The organism is Chroococcidiopsis sp. SAG 2025, assembly GCF_032860985.1.
Classification (GTDB): domain Bacteria; phylum Cyanobacteriota; class Cyanobacteriia; order Cyanobacteriales; family Chroococcidiopsidaceae; genus Chroococcidiopsis.
The window spans coordinates 1-17,041 of the sequence record NZ_JAOCNC010000010.1 but is presented as its reverse complement, the minus strand read 5'-3'; the positions used below and the strand labels follow the sequence as shown (position 1 = coordinate 17,041).

Below are 17,041 nucleotides of genomic sequence, written 5' to 3'. Positions count from 1 at the left end.
TTGACCTAAGACAAAAGATGGGGGTAGCTACGATCCGCAGGTGAGCAAGTGCAGTGACGAGAATTTCTGCTCTAAACTCTGCAATAGAAGTAAAGAAGCCCATGTTCCACTACCAATCAAAGAATCTGACTACAGTTGAGATCGCCCTGCAAAATCGAACGGTAGAACAGCTCAAAAGACTCGCTGCCTTACTTCCAACAGGTTCAAAACCAACCCGAAAAGCCGAGCTGGTAGCGTTTATCTTGAAGCACTTGCAAGGGCAATCCTTGCGCGATTTGTGGCAGCAGCTCGAACCGCTGGGACAGGCGGCGGTGGCAGAAGTGGTGCATTCTCAAGCAGATGACTTCCCCACAGCCCAATTTATCGCCAAGTATGGGCAGGAACCTAACTGGGGGACTGGCATTTCCTACTACTACAATTTCCAGCCCTCGCTGTTGGGTCTGTTTTTCTATGACGGCTGGATGCCGCAAGACCTGAAGCGACAACTGGGGCAGTTCGTACCAGAGCCAGCTGCCGTAAAGCTTAACAGCACTGAGAATATGCCGCAATCTCTCACCCGTGTTTGGCGCAGGTACAGCCCCAAGAGCAAGGAGTTCGAGCAAGTAACCGACGAAATTGCCGTCACCATTTCTGAGATGGAACGAGCAGCAATACACGACCTGCAAGCGGTACTGCGATTAATAGATCTGGGCAAGGTGACAGTTAGCGACAAAACCTATTATCCCACCTCAGCCACCCTCAAGGCGATCGCCCCGCTACTAGAAGGAGGCGACTACTACGATAACTTTGTCCGCACCCAGCCTCAAAAGAATTACAACGAAGAAGATTTCAATCAGCGATCGTCTAGGGTAAAGTTTTTTACCCTAGCAGATATAAAACGCGATCTCGATGATGTGCCGGAAGTTGGCGAGATCAAACCCTTTGCCTGGGTAATGCTAGTGCAAGCAGCTAAGCTAGCAGAATTAACCAACAAACGCCTCAGCCTGACAAAAGCAGGGCAAAAAGCCCTCAGCGACCCACCTGCAAAAACCATTCGCACTCTTTGGCAACGCTGGCTGAAAACGACATTGTTGGACGAACTGCGACGGATTGAGAGTATCAAGGGACAGACGGGCAAGGGCAAGCGGGGACTGACGGCTGTATCCGGTCGCAGAAGCGCGATCTCCGCCGCACTCAAAGACTGTCCGGCGGGAAGATGGGTAAAAGTAGAGGAGTTTTTCCGTTACACGATCGCAGCAGGCTACGATTTTGAGGTCAGCCGTCAGCCTGAAAACCTCAGCCTGAACAACTCCTATTACGGCAGGTTGGAAGACGGAGACTGGGCGGTGCTGGAAGCCCGATACCTGCTCTGCCTGCTGTTTGAGTACGTCGCCACTTTAGGGATGATTGATGTCGCTTACGTCCATCCAGCTGATTCGATCGTTGGCAATAGCGAGCTGGAGGCAAATACGTTTACATTCTTAAGCCGCTACGATGGCTTGGCTTACTTCCGCCTGACAGCCTTGGGAGCGTACTGCTTGGGAATTGCCGATAGCTATACTCCGATGCCAATGGCAGTCAAGCCCGTGTTGCGCGTGCTGCCGAATTTGGAGATTGCCGCGATCGCCGCTGTCTCTCCTGCCGACGAGCTACTACTTAGCACCTACGCCCAGAAAATCTCTGATTCGGTATGGAAGCTCGACCAAGCGCAATTGCTGTCCGCGATTGAAGGCGGACGCAGCATAGCTGGGCTGCAAGAACTGTTGGAAGCACGTAGCAGTCATCCCCTGCCCGAAACCGTACTTCGGTTATTGACAGATATTCGAGAGCGTGGTACAGATTTACAAAATTTGGGGACAGCGCGGTTGATTAAATGTGCCAGTCCCGCTCTTGCTGCCTTGATTGCCAATGACTCCCGCACCAAAAAATATTGCTTCTTAGCAGGCGACGATCCTAGTAATACAACTGCTGGCAGTGCTAGCTACTTAGTCGTGCCTGTCGAGTCGGAAACTAAGTTCCGCAACTCTTTGCGGAAACTCGGCTATAGCGTGCCAGCGGGGAATTAAATTATGTCCTACATACCCGAAAATGCTTTGATCGTGCAGAGCGATCGCTCTATCCTGCTAGAAGTCCACGCTCCGACGGCGGAGGCAGCAAGAGCGGCGATCGCGCCGTTCGCGGAGCTAATCAAAAGCCCCGAACACATTCACACTTACCAAATTACGCCGCTCTCTATTTGGAATGCCCGTGCCGCTGGAATGTTGGTGTCAGCCATTACGGAGGCACTAAGGCAGTATGCCAAGTATCCCGTTCCGAGCGCGATCGAGCAGGAGATCGTTGCTCTAGGACAGAGATATGGCTTGACGATAATCGAGCCGTCAGATCCCCAGCCTGGACTGGTATTGCGGGTGGCAGACCGTCCCCTGGCAGAATTACTATGTCGGGACGAGCAAGTTGCCCCCCTACTAGGCAAGCGGCTCGATGACCTGTCTTTTTGGGTAGATCCCAGCTTGCGGGGTTTGTTGAAGCAGGCGTTGGTGAGTGTTGGTTATCCCGCCCAAGACGTTGCTGGATACGTGTCAGGGGATGCCCTACCGCTGCAACTGCTCGACGTGGCGCGATCTGGCAGTCCCTTTGCGTTGCGGCACTACCAGCACTCAGCAGCAGAGGCATTCTACCAATCGGGACGCGCCCAAGGCGGAAGTGGTGTCATTGTGTTGCCCTGCGGTGCGGGAAAGACGATGGTGGGCATGGCAGCGATGGCAGCGGTGCAGGAGAATACCCTAATCCTGACGAGTAACCTGACCTCGGTGCGCCAGTGGCAGCGGGAACTGTTGGATAAGACGAATTTGAAAGAAGAGGCGATCGCCGAGTACAGCGGCGAGACGAAATCTACTGCTCCGGTTACTTTAGCAACTTACCAAATCCTCACCTACCGCTCTAGCCGAGACGATGAGTTTCTTCATTTCGGGCTATTCAATGCCCGTTCTTGGGGACTAATTATTTATGACGAGGTGCATTTGCTTCCGGCTCCCGTGTTTCGCATCACTGCCGAACTGCAAGCCCGTCGCCGTTTGGGATTAACTGCTACACTGATTCGTGAAGACGGGCGCGAAGGCGACGTATTCGCCCTGATTGGTCCCAAGCGCTACGACGTGCCTTGGCGGGAACTGGAAGGGCAGGGATTTATTGCTGCTGCCGACTGTACTGAAATTCGCCTGCCCCAAGACGAAGATCGTCAGATGGAATACGCCCTTGCCCCTCGTCGTCAGCAGTTCCGCGTTGCCGCAGAAAATCCCCGCAAGGTGGAAGTGGTTAAGGATTTGTTGGTCAAGTCAGCCGGACACCGCATTCTGATTATCGGCGAGTTCATTAGCCAACTAGAAACCTTGGCAAAGGTAACGGCTATGCCGCTGGTGACGGGTAAAACTTCTCAGGCAGAGCGAGAGCGGCTTTACCAGCAATTTCGCGTTGGAGAAATTAAGGGATTGGTGCTGTCGCGGGTAGGCAACTTTGCCCTCGACTTACCTGATGCCGATATCCTGATTCAAGTCTCCGGTAAATACGGTTCGCGCCAGGAGGAAGCCCAACGCCTCGGTCGCATCCTCCGGCCTAAGTCGGATGGTGGGCGAGCGCATTTTTATACTCTGGTTTCTCTGCGTACCTGCGAAGAAGATTTCGCTCGTCATCGGCAATTGTTTCTCACCGAGCAGGGCTACAGTTATCAGATCGAACTCAGGGATTAGGGTCTCGCTACCCTAACGCCCCATAACACCACCATGATTTTGGTACACAGCAACGCGCATCTCAAACTGCGTCTCTTCTACTGTAGCGGGAGGGATTAGGAGAATTTCTAGCTGATTAGTAGTGGATAAGTATATGTATTTTTTATTACAACTGTTTTAGTTGTGTTTGCCGTTCTGACATTACACTATGGTTCTTTGCTGTGGCGAACATATGTGCGTAACACATCATTAATAAGCGTCTGATAACCTTTATTCTTGGCGTGTTGCTTGAACCACTGAAGCACATCCGTATCAATCCTAATACTAATTGCTTCGGTTCTTGGTTTTCTCTCTACCAGTTTTGCATTGTTGAAGAAGTCCTCATCTAGCTCCGAAATATCAGAGAAATCAATGTCCTCATCAGACATTGCTTCAATCTCTTTTGCTCGTTGCTCGCTCATACGAGGAATTTCATCTTTATGTTTGCGTATAGTAGTCATGGTAAAGCTTCTTTTCTTGTTTAGTTGCTCGTCGTGCTGAAATAATTCTGATAGCTGCCTCTCGCTCGGTATAAACGACTGTGAAAATCACAAAATATTGGTTTCTTCCAATCCCGATGTACCTTGTTTCTCCGTAGTCGGCACGACTATCAACTGTCTCGTACATTGGGTAGTCAAAAATTTCGGTAGCTTCTTCAAAACTAATGCCGTGCTTTGCAACATTCGCTTGATTTTTCTGGTCGTCCCATTCAAATTCCATAAACTTGTATATACCGTAAAGTATACACAAGTTCAATGGCTGAGTCCATTCCCGAATCTTGTTCTTTGAGGGGCAAGAGGAGCAGCGCCCATTGGTACAAGCGCCGGAAGCGCTTATGCTCCGTGTGACCTCTGAATGCCCTATTTTGTTTGCCTTTCTAGTCTTTTCCCCCTAATGGTTGTACAAAGATAATCCAACTACTGCTGACTGCACCCTCTCGGTCGCAATTCCTTGACTTGCTAGTAAAAGCAACGGCTCTATCCCCTGGATTCGTCAACGTCCAATACCAAAGCCTCGCTCCCTCTGGTGGCTGCGCTGCAATTTTTGCTCCTGCTCCTGCTTCAGCTGATGGGCATAGCCTAAGAGAATTTCCAAATCCTGCTTGGTAAAGTTTTTCTGGGCGATCGCGATAATTCCGTCCCGTTCTCTGCGCTCGATACCACGATAGATGGGCTTCTCCTGGCGCTGATGCCAAATTGTCAACGTCGAGTCTCTTTCCTCAATCCGGTAAAACTTGCCTTGAAGATAGCGACAGCCATTCTCCTGCGTACCTATTGCCTTGAGGATGGATTGCGCCGCACTATGCAGAGAATATCCCTGTTGAATCTGCCGCAGGCGTTCTTGCACAAGGGGTGTTTCTAGTGCCTGGGATAGCCGCTGCATCTGTTGGGTATGCGGGCTATTTTGCCAATCTAGGTATTGCTTTGCTTCCTGTTGCCAAGCCTGGAAGGTGGCACGAGCGTTGGAGAGCTGGCGCTCGACATCGCGCCCAGCTGCAATTGTCTGGCTCAACGACAGCTGCTTATCGCGGAGCAAGTCGGCGCTGGGACCAAATGGGTTAAACAAAGACCTTGGCTTGCCCAGATGGGCTAGTTCGTCCGCTTGTTGTTGCTGCTGTTTTTCCCAGTCGGCTTTCTGCTGTTTTAGATCGATGACTCGTTTTAATAGCCCCTCACCGTAAACCTGCACTGGTTCGCGGGGGCGCTTTTTTTGCCACTCTCGCACAGTCTGCACAAGGGCAACCAAAGCCTCATCGCTCTCATCGAGCAAGGATTCTTTTTTAGTCGAGAACCGATCTATGAGTGCTGGGGTTTTAGAAAAATGGACGGGTTGTTGAGGTGATGGTCGATCGTTTTCAGCCTGGGAAAGGGCTGGAGCTGGTGTCGGGCTAGTTGCTGCCCAATTACGCTCTGGCTGCGGTGCTGCCTCTGCCACAGAGACGGGCTGGGGAGTGGCGATCGCTTTGGGCGGCTGCACTACAGGCTCTTTCTCCAGCTTGGCTTGAAGCAACTCGCTAGCGTTAGCCTTGGCACGAGTCGGAGCGATCGCGCAGCTGAGAGCTTCAACGTCACTGGTATAAATCTTTAGCTCGTGGCGAACGCGGCTGACGGCAACGTAGTAAGCCTCTTTGCCCAAAAGTTTCGGTTGCGCCGTGTCAACGCACCAGATCGCTGCATCTAGTGTTTTGCCCTGCGACGAATAGGTGGTACTGACGTAGTTGTAATCTGCATGAATTAAATCTGCGGCTCGCACGGTGCGCGACCACCCCTTCGTTAGAATCGTTATCTCTTCAGTCTGCGGATTAACATCCGTCACCCGAAAAGCCTGTCCGTTGATTTGTTTGCTCTTTGGATCGTTTTTGGTGAATCTACCTTTGTCACCAACTCTCAGTTCTAGGAAGCGGAGCTGATACACCTCGCGGTTGACGTGCTGAGTGCAACTGCTAATGCATTTTCTGCCAGAGCTGTCGGTCAAGGTGATGGTATTGGTATCGGGATCTACGTCCGTGACGCAGTATGGTTTGCCTTTTGGGAAATTTTTGTAGTCAACATTAAATGTAACGATGTCACCCAGCTCGTAGTAGGCAGCTTGTTTCTTTTCCCAGGAGTCAAGGTTTTTACTTCTTAGGGAGCGTACAGTCACGCTCTGGGAACCAAGGCTACCTTCAGCCAATAGTCCGGCACGAATAACTTGAGTAATTTCGTCCCGCTCTTGGTTTGTCCCAGTTAGGATGAGCGTTTGCTCGCGTTCCTTTTGATTCCGAGCCAGGTAGTTTGAGGCAACGGTTGCGGTTCGCTCCTGCCGCGAAGCTACCAGAGCAACCCGTCCGCTAGCCTCCAAGCGCTCGTATGACTGTGCGATTTGACCCCTAGCTGCTAGATCGATCGCGGCTTTGAGTTCGGGGTCTTTTTGTCGCCTATTTTCGGTCATGTAAGCAGTCTGTACGCCCGCTCGTTGCAGGAGTCGGAAGGGGCATCCGGCTTCGACACTACTGAGCTGTTTGGTATCTCCAATTAAAATGACTCGGCATTCATGCTGCTGGGCTTTACTCAGTAAGGCTAGAGCCTGCCGACTCGACATTAATCCGGCTTCATCTAGGATTAGGGTTTCACCCTTGGCGGTATTGGGGGAGAGCAGGTAGCTGTCGAGAGTTTGAGCGGGAATGCCGCTTTCGCTTTCCAAAGTGGCAGCAGCAGCAGCACTTGGGGCGAGTCCGCGTAGCTGCCGACCGTTAGCAATTTCTCGCAGTCCGCTCAGGGCGTAGGTTTTCCCCGTGCCAGCATCACCCTGAATCAAGATCGCTCGGTCGGTGCTGGTAGCAGCCAGCTCGACGGCAGCTGTTTGACCAGAGGTAAAATTCTTTAATCGAGCAATCTGCGCGACTGCTTCAGGAGTAGCGATCGGTTGTAATCTGGCTTTTCCCCGTATGGCAATGGTGACGAGCAGCCGATCTCGCTCCAGGGCAGCAGCGGTCGTCAGTCGTCCGTCTTTTGTGGTCAATAACTGCCCCTCTAACCTTTGCCGCTGGATTTCCTGCTCGACTTCGGTGGGGGTCAAAGCTCCTCGATCCTGTCGCAGGGCTTCCCGAAATAACTGCTTATCGCTGAAGGCTATATCTCTTTCTAGCAAAACTTCTTGAGCGTTTTGGACGAGACTTTCGCAGCCGATCTTACGCTCTTGCCTGATGCGATCGCTGGCATATTCGATCCCGACGGCTTGGGCTTGGCTGCGCCACTGCTGCTGGAGTGCAGCGCGATCGGCATCCGGCTGTTTGGCGCTGCGGGTCTGGAGCGTTGCAAAGGCTCGTTTCTGGGCGCTGGCTTCTGCTCCCACTGCGGCTACGATCTCCTGGCGGCGGTTGCTGAATTGGGCTAATTGAGTCGGCGTGTAACCCGTCAGTTCAAAAGTTGCATCGGCATTCCATTCACATTTGTAACCGAGCTGTTCGAGTTGATGGGCTAGGGCGTTATGGTAGATTGCTCCTACCAATAATTGCTGCTGAAAAATTTCTGAGTTATCTATGGTACGCCACTTTCCATCGCGACACTGGGTTTGATTCAGAATGACGCAATGGGTGTGCAGTTGGGGGTCTTTTTGGCGGCTGGTGTCGTGTTGCCACAGGGCTACCTGAATATTGCCAGTTTTCTCATTGTAAGTCTGCTTGTTGCGGGTAATTCTGGTTTGAATCAGTTCGCGCTCGACGTATTCTAGGGCGGTTTTAACAGATGCAATATGGGCGGCAATAATGCGATCTTCTCCCCTAACTAAAGCTTCAACACTAACGCTTTTGGGAGCAGAGAAAGTTATATCTGTTCCGAGCCTGCGATTAGTCCGATCGGCAATCAGTTGGATGCCGTTAGCTGCTTTACCATGCAGTGCGGCTTCAAATTCTTGCGGTTTAATTTTGTTGCTAAGTCCTTGCTCGACTGCACCTTTGCCGTACCACTCGCTCTGCTCGATTCCCTCGTTCTTGGCATAGTAATTCTCTGCTTCGTAGTAGTGAGCGGTTTTAGCAGCGTTTTTGAGATTGCAAATACTGACTACCATGCAGAGTGGGTGGTGTTTCTATCGTCATGTTGTCACCACATAGGGCTTACTTTACCACGATTTGCAAAAATTGCGTGAGGTGTGAGAGTTCTTGGTGAGATTTTTGAACCAGAGGGTTTTGGCAGGGGGTTCGGGGGGCATATGCCCCCTGAGTCCCGACAGAAGCGCACGTAGTAAGCGAATGTATGTACGGGTTGTAAATAGGTGAGTATATGAGTGTTGGAAAAATGAAATGAATAGTAGAGAGAAATAATTAGAATAAATAGCAATGTTATATGTCAGCAATGTAGAAAAGAATAAAAGCAATTTGCAGAAGCCTTACCTCATACTATTCTCTCAGAAAGAATGCGAACAATATAGCGATCGCGAAGTAGTTAAGAATGGGTAGGAGAGCCTAAAGAGCGCTGTTTCTAGCGCGGAGCTTATTGCCTACTCCAGAAAATACTGTTTGTATACTTAATGGAATTGCTATGTATTGATAACTTGAGTACCCAACAAGATAAAGTTACGTAATGGGTGCAGACTCAAAGACTAAATAATCAAATAATAAATAGCCCAACATTTGACTGTTCGTGCTACATCAATGGCTTTAGATTGTGTTTGAGGGCAATCTCAAGTAGCGCAGCCCGCAGCGCTGGGTTAGATAAAGGTCTAACTTGCTCTGGCGGACACTCTAGGGCAGACTTCGCTCTTTCGTATAGGATAATTGCATCCTCGTCATTGTGGGCGTTGGAGTAAATTAGACCATCAATTTCCTGGTAAATGGCAGGGTTTTCGTAGAAGTAGCGCGACCAAGCCTGGGTAATGAGTCGCCCGCGCACTTTAGCGATCGCGCTAATAGTACCTGATAGCATGGCATTAGACCCGCGCAAGTCCAATAGCAATAAGTCCCGCGTCACGGTAGGGCGGGCGACGTAGTGGGTATCTGTGCGGATGACTCCCTCATCCCCAAAAATTTCGACGATGCAGCTCGAAAGGGTAAAAGCTGCGTAGTAAACTCCCCGTTGCTCGTCAACAGCGGGTTTTCGTGGAATAGTATCATCTCCCGTCACTTCACCGCGATGATGGTCGAATCGCGAAAATGGTCCCTTGTAGCGAAAGGTAAGAGCCGTGTTGTTATAACGACCAGGCTCGAACAGGCGCACCAGAAACGTGCCAGCTGCCACAACATGAAAACTCGGCTTCGGAGTTGCTTGGGGCGGCGGTAGAGGGGGCCAGATAGGGTTCGTCAACTAACTCACCCCTACAGCAAGAGCTTCGGCGATCGCTCTATCTTTCCCGCCTTGCTTGAGAACTTCCACTGGGGTTAGCCCTTCTAGGTAGGGATTGGGTCGCATTAGCCAGCTGAGCTTGGCAAAGTCGGACATATGCAAAGCCTTGAGTATCTCCGGTAAACCGTCAATGACTCCATCAGAACCTTCGGGATCGAACTGCCAAGCCGGAAATTTTAAAGCTCCTTTGTCCATTACCCCAAGTAGAGTCTTGGCTTGCACGCGGTCGTGGGGTGTCTGGCGAGAAGTGCCAAGCAGCTTCGCTACCTGGGGAGCGCTCAAAGCTCCCGCTAGTAACTGCCGCCTGTAGGCAAAATTTTCTAGCATTGCCCAAAATTCTAACTGGACGCGCTCGGACTCGCTGAATTCTCGTCCGGCGATAGAAAGAGCAAATTCACGCTCGGCATCGGTTGCATCAGGCTGGTTAACTGCCCGCTCGATTAACTGGGCAGCACGTTCTAGTTCGTCGGCATCTAAAGAGTTTGTCAAAGACTGGACGATGATATTTAAGCTTTGTTGGGAGCGCTTTTGAGCATCCTTACTTACTGTCATATTCTATCTATCATCCTTTCCCGCTTTGTAAGAGATGTCAACTACATCGTACCTGATTTTGGGTAAGAGATGTCAACCAAACGGAAAGCGTATGCAGCTCCAATTCAGGAAGTGTTTCAACGAAGCAAGCTGCGAATCTCTCCACATCCCTGAATGTACTCGACCAATTGCCGAGTGTAGCCTTCTTTTTGGAGTAGATCCAGATTTCCAACTAAAATAAATGATTCTTTAGCGCGACTGACGGCAACATTGAGGAGATTTAGTCGGCGGTTGATGAACCAAAGGCTGTCTTCGGTGCGGTGCTGGCGCGTGGAAAATACGATCGCAGATTTCTCTCCCCCCTGGAAGGTGTGAACCGTACCGATGCTGTCATTAGGGAAGTTTTTCCAGCGAGACTGGAGCTTATATTGGAGAGCGTGAGCCTGACGACGATAGGGCGAGATTACCCCAATAGTCTTTTCATTGTTGGGTGAATCAATGCAGTAACCATAAGAGAGTAGGCGATCGATAATTGCTTCCACTGCCTCAATTTCTTCAGGATTAGTGTAGTTTTGGTAGTTGCCTTCGACGTGGTAAGCAATCAGGTTGGGACCAAAAGCTGACTCGCGGGGTGGGGTTTTGACAATCAAGCCATAGTTACAGAGGCGATCGCAAAATTGGATAATCGGTGGGGCGCAGCGATAGTGTTCTTTGAGGATAATTCCCACTCCTAAGTCTCCCACTCGACCGCTAGCTCCAGCGGCTCGGTGATAGGCAGTACATCCAGCTGCGGGACTGTAGCGGTCGTAATCCTCGTCTGTCAGCCCCCGCGTCAAGAAAGCTTGGGTGCAATACTCTTTTAAGCTGTCTGCATGAAAGTTGATTACTGGTTCCAGTTGCCAAGGATCTCCTACTATCAGGGCTTGCTTAGAGCGCACGAGGGCGGGAAACAGATGATGTTGTAGAATCATCCCAGCTTCATCTACTATCAGTCGGTCGATGCTGCCGCTATCTGGATGGGGCAGTAGATTTCGCAGAGAATGCAGCGTACTGATGAAAACTGGGAATAGTAGGCTAATGTCACGATAAATGTTTTGCCAATCTCTTGCCAGTTGACTAAAAGCATTTGAATCCCGATTCAAAACATCTCGATAAATTGACAGCGAACTAATAATTTCTTGCTTGCGCCGCAGTGCTTCTTGTTGTAGAAAAGACCAGGACAATTCAAACAAATGCTGTTGCAAGTCGTGAAACTGGGTATAAAAGCGAGTGTAGAAGTCTGCTGTCGGACAGCTGGCAAGTCGGCTTTGGACTTGCTGCCGTTGAGCTACTAAAGCATTCAATCTCTGTCTATCCGTAGAAAGCTGGTTCTGCGTTTGGGCTAGCTGTTGCTGTAGCTGTCGCCACTGGGAAGCAGCCTTGCTCTGCGAAGCAACGTTTTTGCGGACAACTTCTAGCCGCCTGCGGTTGAGGGGAAATTCCACCGGAAAGGGCGTATCTTTGGTAGCGAGAACGGCAGCTTCAATCTTTTGTTTTAAGCGCCGGACGATCCAGCCGTCAGAGCTAAACGTCAGGATACGCCAAACTTTTTGTAACAAATTCTCCAGTTGCCGCTTCCAGCCTCCTGTCCGTTCGGTTCTTTTGGGTTCTTGTTTGGCAAGCTTAAGCCAAGCGCTTTCTAGTTGCAACCCAATCCGCTCGTATTCGGCATGGGGGAACTGTGAATAATCGGAGAAGTCATTCAATCGCTCTTGCAAGTTTGACTCAAATCCTTGATTCTCCTCAATGCGGCTGGAGAGAATTTGGATATCTCCCAAAATGCCATGTAGCAGCCGCTCGTCAGTTGATTGGTGTGCGGAGTGGTTCCGGTCTTGTTGTTGGTGCTGCTGAAATTCGTCAACCGCTGATAATAATCGCGACTTGGTTTGCGATCGCTCAACTTCATCAAACTCTGCCGAACGCAACCAGTCAATTGCTAATTGCAGTTTAGGGGAAACAGCTTGAGCGATCGCCTCTCTCGCACCCCCGCTTAGGTAGAATCGCTCTGTTGGGAGGCAGGAAGCCAATCGCCCCTCAACATTGGAAATAGCCCGATTGTTTGTACTGGTAACTAGGGTAAGGTTGCTGATGTCAGAATTTGTTTGAGCTAAATGTACCGCCCGCTTTGCGACTTGCTGGGCGATCGCGTGTAACAGCAAGTCAGTTTTGCCGCTTCCTGGCGGACCGATAACGGTAGTGATGGGATTAGTAGTGGCGTGCTTGAGTGCAGCCGCTTGAAATTCGTTGGGAGGAGCTATAGAAAAAGCTCCTAGAAATAGCTGTTGATGATTTGGTGGTGTGGGTTGACCGAAGAGATACTCCCAGGCTGGATGACCTGGAGTCGCCCAATTCCAGTTTCGTTGAGCGAGAATTTTTTGGAAATCTTTTTTCAGGTTGTAGCTGAACGGGACGTAGTTAAAGCGTAACAGGTAAGGTAGGGGCTTAGAACGGACTGGATGTGGAGGTAATTCAATCAAGTCGAGGAAGTTTTGCAGGGTGGAAAATGAATGAGAGAAGGTGTCTTCCAAAAAGACTTTTAATCCTTCACGAATTACTAGAGATTCTGTGCCTTCCTCGTCCAGTTGGTAAAAATTCATCAAATTAGGCAACACTGGCTGAAATTTGAATTTTGTTAAGTTCCAGCCACTCTTGCGATAATTGCCTTGAAAGATTTCCGAGATGTCAATAGTAAAAATCGGGCAAAACTTGCGGCTACCGTCTTTGATTAGATAAATTTGCGGAAAAGCTACGGCAATTTGAAAATCGTCAGCATTATTATTCCTTTGCCGCTCGTCTTTAAATTCTTGCTTGAGGAGTTGAAATACTTCTGCATCTAAAAGTAGATTGTCTCCCACCAAGCTAACGCCTTTGTCCCAGATGCGGGTTTTCTCCTCAGAGCCAGCGTCAACTTCAGCGCTTGCTAAATCTGACAACCGAATGTAGTCCATCCAGGTTTGGATTAGAGCTGAAATTTTTGCCTGCTCTGACATAGGAAGAAAGGAGAGCAATTGCTCTTGGCTTGACTTATACATTGCTCCGATTATAAGAGCGGTAACTGTTTTGTGTCGCTTGGAGTAAATTGGCTTGTTGAAATCAGATGGGAGAGCATTGTCTAAGTTTCCGCCAGCAGGAACTCCAATTCAGCTAAAAGCGATTCCAGGCGGACTTGCTTTTTCGGGTCTGACCAGACAGAAGCTTTTTTCGCTTGACGGATTGTAGTCTCAAACCTGTGCTGTAGGGGGGGTGGCTCTGTTTTTGGAGCTAGAGCGTCGATTTGTGCTTTGATTTCGCTCAGCGACCAGTTATTGGCGATCGCTGCTTCCAGTAAATTTGTACGGGATTTCTCATCTTTCGCCCGCGCAATGGCTTTGGCTTTGGTATAGGCAATTTGACCGGAGCGCAGCGCCCCTAAAACATCTTGGGGTAGGTTGAGTAGGGGCAGTCGATTGGTGACGAATGACTCCCAACTCATCATCCCCAGCGCGGTAAAAACTCGTTCTACCTGCTGCTGCTCTAAGGCTGACTTAGTATTGCTAGGCGAGTTTGGACTGTCATCGGGGGCGATAATAACGTTATTATCAGTGGCAGCTTTTTGATTCTTCAGGGGTTGGTTAGGCGATCGCTTACTCTCATTGGGATTGATAATAACGTTATTATCAGGCGCTATTTCCCCAGTTACCTGCGCTGGGGTTGAGGAGCGGAATTCTTGATTGAACAATTGGCGTAGCAAGCTGGGAATCAACTCTACACTTTGACCCAATTGGAAAGCTAACAATTGCAGGATGCCTTCTGTCTCCTCGACTGGGTTGAGATCTTCTCGTTGCAGGTTTTCGATTAAAGCTAATTGCAGAGCAGCTTCATCGCTCAGCTCCCGCACGACAACTGGAACTTCGGTCAAATTGGCTGCTGTAGCCGCACGGTAGCGCCGTTCTCCCGCCACCAACTCGTATCCTCCCGATGTGAGGGGACGCACGAGGAGGGGTTGCAGAATGCCGTGTTGTTCGATAGAGACAACTAACTCTTGTAAAGCTTGAGGGTCGAAATAACGTCGAGGTTGTTGTTGGGGCAGGTGAATTTCAGAAAGCTTCGCCTTGGATTCAGTAGCAGGAGTGTCAGCATCCAGCGGGGATAACCAAGCAGGGGTAGGGGCAGTAATTTTTCCCCCAAAGGGTTTGTCGCTACGCTTGGAGCGGCTCATTTTAGGGACTCCACGTATATAGCTAGTTGGTCGAGGATAGCTACAGCCGGATGCTTAGGCTCGTAAATAGCTAAAGGCACTCGGTCTTCCGTAGCGTCTACAAAAGCTGTGGCGCGAGGGATAGGAGGAAAGATTTTGCCCCAGCTCGAAAGCTGTTCGGCAATCGCTCCCAATGTGCGCCGATCTGCTGAATTCTGCTGAGCGTATCGAGTCGGGACGAATCCAATCACTTGTAATTTCCGGTTAGCTTTATTTTTGACGTGCGTTAGGGTTTGCAACAGTTCGTCCGTCCCCTCAAAGGCTTTGAGGTGCGTCTCGACAGGAACTAGAACGTGAGTCGCTGCTACGAGAGAGATATACGAGAGTAACCCTAAGCTGGGCGGGCAATCAATTAAAACAAAGTCGTAAGAGTCTTGGACTGGCTCGATCGCTTCCCTGAGGCGCAAGTCGCGCATACTAGCACTCACTAGCTGCATTTCTGCCCCACTCAAAATTCTGTTGCTAGGAGCTAAGTCGATACCGTGGATTCCTTTGTGAATCGGCAGCGGTAGCTCTTCGACTATGGCATCTGAAACCGTCTGCTGTAACTGCGCTGGAACCAAACCCATAAATTTAGTTAAGGAGGCTTGGGGGTCCATGTCGACGAGCAAAACGCGGTGTCCCTTTTGTCCCAAGTGATAGCCCAAGTTATAGGTGAGGGTAGATTTGGCGACACCACCCGCTTGGTTGAATATAGCAAGTATCTTAGTCATGGAAGCTTGTTACCTCCAAAAATTGGTTCGTTCACTGCATTAGTAGTAGCGCCTTACAACAATTGTTCTAAGCGATCGATTGCTCTTTTGAAAAGAGTAGCGATCATGGAATGAGCGAGCGGATTGCTGAGATATTCCCAGATAAATCTACCTTGGAATCGCCCTAGCTCACTGCAAAACCTGTATATTGCCTTTTATAAGGAGCTTGAAACGCCAAAACAATATCTTGCTTTGGCACACCTAACTCGACCAATCGCTCGGCTATTCCGATCTCAGTGCCATCATGCTGAATCCAGATTTTGCCATCTTTGATATCTAAATGCAGCACGCAACCGTACACGCGGTGGTTGTCGTGCCAGCCAACATCGACTAACTGATAATGGTCGCGATCAGTGTCAAAAATGGTCTGAGCTTCAATGTCATCAGACAATGATTTGTAGCTAGCGTATTCAGATAGTAAGCTTTGAATATAGTCGCGATAGTCCTCTACCTTTCCCATCTGACTATTACCTCCCTTTGAGGATCGTAAATGATTAGCTTGAGTTGATAGCGCTTTATTGCCCCTTGGATAAATTGAAGGGCGAAGAAGGTGTAATAAGTATCCTCTGGAACAGCTAGATACAAAATCCGCTTTGGGTCTTGCTCCTCTAATGCCAAACGATAATTTAGGAACTGTCCTAATGCAGTATGAAAATCAGAAATAGCAGATGTTCCCAGAAAACTTTTAACTTCGACTGCTATCTTCTGTCCGTCTTTGTCGGCGGCTATTATTTTTTCTGCACCCAAATCGATCTGCATCTCAATCCCACCCAAGCGAATTAACATTGGGTCGTGAGTAATTAGCCACCCTTCTTTTTGAAGGACAATTTTGACAGCGTTGTGAAAAAGATCTTTAGCCGACATTGTATAAATGTAGCGATCGCTTTCGTTGGACAATTGGGGAATAACCAAACGGGCAGACACTTAATTTTCCATTTATAGCTAGCTACTCAAGTATAAGGTTGCCACTCTAATAAACTGGCATCCACAGCCAAATCGCAGCGAAATCGCTCCCTCATCCATTGATTCGCGTCCTCTACAGCAGTAGCGACTAAACCTACCAGTCCAGTTGCTTGATATCGTAGAGTACGCCAAAGTTTTCCGGCATAACGTACCAGTGGCATATCTATTTCTGCCACTTCCTCCCGATTATTTACAATTACAGGCGGGATCTGGCAAGCTTCAATAGAAGGTGTGACAACGGTTTCAGGCTGTTTAATCTCTAAATCTCGATACTTCCGATCTAGTGCCTCCAGTACAGCAAGGCGATCGGGATCGGTGAGGGATGCTTCGCATACGGCGTAGTAGCGCACGTTATCGCGGCGGGCAACGCAGGTTGTTGTTATCCCGATCTTCTCCAATAACTTACCCCAAAGTTTGATCGGGTCGGAATTGGCGTTAACGTTCAGGTCGAAAGCAACTTTAATTTTCCTTCGCATCGCGTAAGCCCGTCGTTGTAGTTGTTGCATGGCAGAAGAACTCTGGCAGTATTCCACGCCAGGGGCGATCACTTCTGGTATGCCTAAGTCCTTAAGAATTTGCACTTGCAGGCTATAAGTTTTTACATCTGGCAAATACACCATCGACTTAGACAAGTGGCGCAGCCAAGTTTTCTCGTCCAGCGCCATGACTTGATCTGGATGCATCATGCGCCAAAATAATCGCTGTTGGGACAGCCAAAATCCCCGATTCCCGATCGCAGCTTTGAAAATAAATGACTCGGTAAGTTCCACTCCTGGCAGTGCGTCTTGCAAAAATGCCCGTTCTGCCTTGCGTCTATCTGCTTGAGTAGAATGGGGATTGTTTTTAATCGAGCGGGCAAGTTCGATATCGATCCGTTCGGCACTGGCTATTTGGGCTGCTAGTTGCTGTCGAGCTTGAATTTTTTGTTCGCTCAATTCCTTGAGTGGAGGAATTTTT

12 protein-coding genes and 1 pseudogene are annotated in these 17,041 nt (G+C 49.5%); 2 read left to right on the top strand and 11 right to left on the bottom strand.

Annotation, left to right across the window (positions count from 1 at the left end):
• The first annotated feature begins 53 nt into the window (after positions 1–53).
• The gene (locus tag N4J56_RS39960; RefSeq protein ID WP_317112589.1) at positions 54–2,045 is read left to right on the top strand and encodes a hypothetical protein; all 1,992 of its coding nucleotides are present in this window, start codon (positions 54–56) and stop codon (positions 2,043–2,045) included.
• A 3-nt stretch (positions 2,046–2,048) separates the two neighbouring features.
• Entirely contained in the window at positions 2,049–3,725 is a 1,677-nt protein-coding gene (locus tag N4J56_RS39955; protein WP_317112588.1) for a DNA repair helicase XPB, read from the top strand.
• A 185-nt stretch (positions 3,726–3,910) separates the two neighbouring features.
• Here N4J56_RS39955 and N4J56_RS39950 read toward each other — a convergent pair whose 3' ends face one another.
• The 11 genes and pseudogenes from N4J56_RS39950 to N4J56_RS39900 form a co-directional block, all read right to left on the bottom strand.
• Entirely contained in the window at positions 3,911–4,204 is a 294-nt protein-coding gene (locus N4J56_RS39950) for a BrnA antitoxin family protein (RefSeq protein WP_317112586.1), read from the bottom strand.
• Positions 4,182–4,463, bottom strand: coding sequence for a BrnT family toxin (locus tag N4J56_RS39945; RefSeq protein WP_317112585.1), 282 nt, complete (start codon positions 4,461–4,463; stop codon positions 4,182–4,184). Before N4J56_RS39945 ends, N4J56_RS39950 begins: the two co-directional genes overlap by 23 nt.
• A gap of 273 nt (positions 4,464–4,736) precedes the next feature.
• Positions 4,737–8,291 (bottom strand): MobF family relaxase, encoded by a 3,555-nt coding sequence (gene mobF, locus N4J56_RS39940; protein ID WP_317112583.1) that lies wholly within the window; start codon positions 8,289–8,291, stop codon positions 4,737–4,739.
• A 575-nt stretch (positions 8,292–8,866) separates the two neighbouring features.
• Positions 8,867–9,523, bottom strand: coding sequence for an RES domain-containing protein (locus N4J56_RS39935; protein WP_317112582.1), 657 nt, complete (start codon positions 9,521–9,523; stop codon positions 8,867–8,869).
• Entirely contained in the window at positions 9,524–10,114 is a 591-nt protein-coding gene (locus N4J56_RS39930) for a hypothetical protein (RefSeq protein ID WP_317112580.1), read from the bottom strand. It lies immediately after the preceding gene.
• Positions 10,115–10,230: 116 nt separating this feature from the next.
• Entirely contained in the window at positions 10,231–13,122 is a 2,892-nt protein-coding gene (locus N4J56_RS39925; protein ID WP_317112579.1) for a DEAD/DEAH box helicase, read from the bottom strand.
• A 122-nt stretch (positions 13,123–13,244) separates the two neighbouring features.
• Positions 13,245–14,330 (bottom strand): ParB/RepB/Spo0J family partition protein, encoded by a 1,086-nt coding sequence (locus N4J56_RS39920; protein ID WP_317112578.1) that lies wholly within the window; start codon positions 14,328–14,330, stop codon positions 13,245–13,247.
• Positions 14,327–15,082, bottom strand: a complete 756-nt coding sequence (locus N4J56_RS39915; RefSeq protein WP_317112577.1) for a ParA family protein — start codon at positions 15,080–15,082, stop codon at positions 14,327–14,329. Before N4J56_RS39915 ends, N4J56_RS39920 begins: the two co-directional genes overlap by 4 nt.
• A 163-nt stretch (positions 15,083–15,245) precedes the next feature.
• Positions 15,246–15,581, bottom strand: a complete 336-nt coding sequence (locus N4J56_RS39910) for a XisI protein (RefSeq protein WP_317112576.1) — start codon at positions 15,579–15,581, stop codon at positions 15,246–15,248.
• On the bottom strand, positions 15,569–15,985 hold the full coding sequence (locus N4J56_RS39905; protein WP_410500874.1) for a XisH family protein: 417 nt from the start codon (positions 15,983–15,985) through the stop codon (positions 15,569–15,571). Before N4J56_RS39905 ends, N4J56_RS39910 begins: the two co-directional genes overlap by 13 nt.
• An 86-nt stretch (positions 15,986–16,071) precedes the next feature.
• Positions 16,072–17,041: pseudogene (locus N4J56_RS39900) on the bottom strand (hypothetical protein); the annotation flags it as partial.

Excerpts from the sequence above, each read along its gene's own strand:
- N4J56_RS39920 (WP_317112578.1), bottom strand. The coding sequence starts at position 14,330 with ATGAGCCGCTCCAAGCGTAGCGACAAACCCTTTGGGGGAAAAATTACT.
- mobF (WP_317112583.1), bottom strand. The coding sequence starts at position 8,291 with ATGGTAGTCAGTATTTGCAATCTCAAAAACGCTGCTAAAACCGCTCAC.
- N4J56_RS39945 (WP_317112585.1), bottom strand. The coding sequence starts at position 4,463 with ATGGAATTTGAATGGGACGACCAGAAAAATCAAGCGAATGTTGCAAAG.
- N4J56_RS39905 (WP_410500874.1), bottom strand. The coding sequence starts at position 15,985 with ATGTCGGCTAAAGATCTTTTTCACAACGCTGTCAAAATTGTCCTTCAA.
- N4J56_RS39925 (WP_317112579.1), bottom strand. The coding sequence starts at position 13,122 with ATGTCAGAGCAGGCAAAAATTTCAGCTCTAATCCAAACCTGGATGGAC.
- N4J56_RS39955 (WP_317112588.1), top strand. The coding sequence starts at position 2,049 with ATGTCCTACATACCCGAAAATGCTTTGATCGTGCAGAGCGATCGCTCT.
- N4J56_RS39910 (WP_317112576.1), bottom strand. The coding sequence starts at position 15,581 with ATGGGAAAGGTAGAGGACTATCGCGACTATATTCAAAGCTTACTATCT.
- N4J56_RS39915 (WP_317112577.1), bottom strand. The coding sequence starts at position 15,082 with ATGACTAAGATACTTGCTATATTCAACCAAGCGGGTGGTGTCGCCAAA.
- N4J56_RS39950 (WP_317112586.1), bottom strand. The coding sequence starts at position 4,204 with ATGACTACTATACGCAAACATAAAGATGAAATTCCTCGTATGAGCGAG.
- N4J56_RS39930 (WP_317112580.1), bottom strand. The coding sequence starts at position 10,114 with ATGACAGTAAGTAAGGATGCTCAAAAGCGCTCCCAACAAAGCTTAAAT.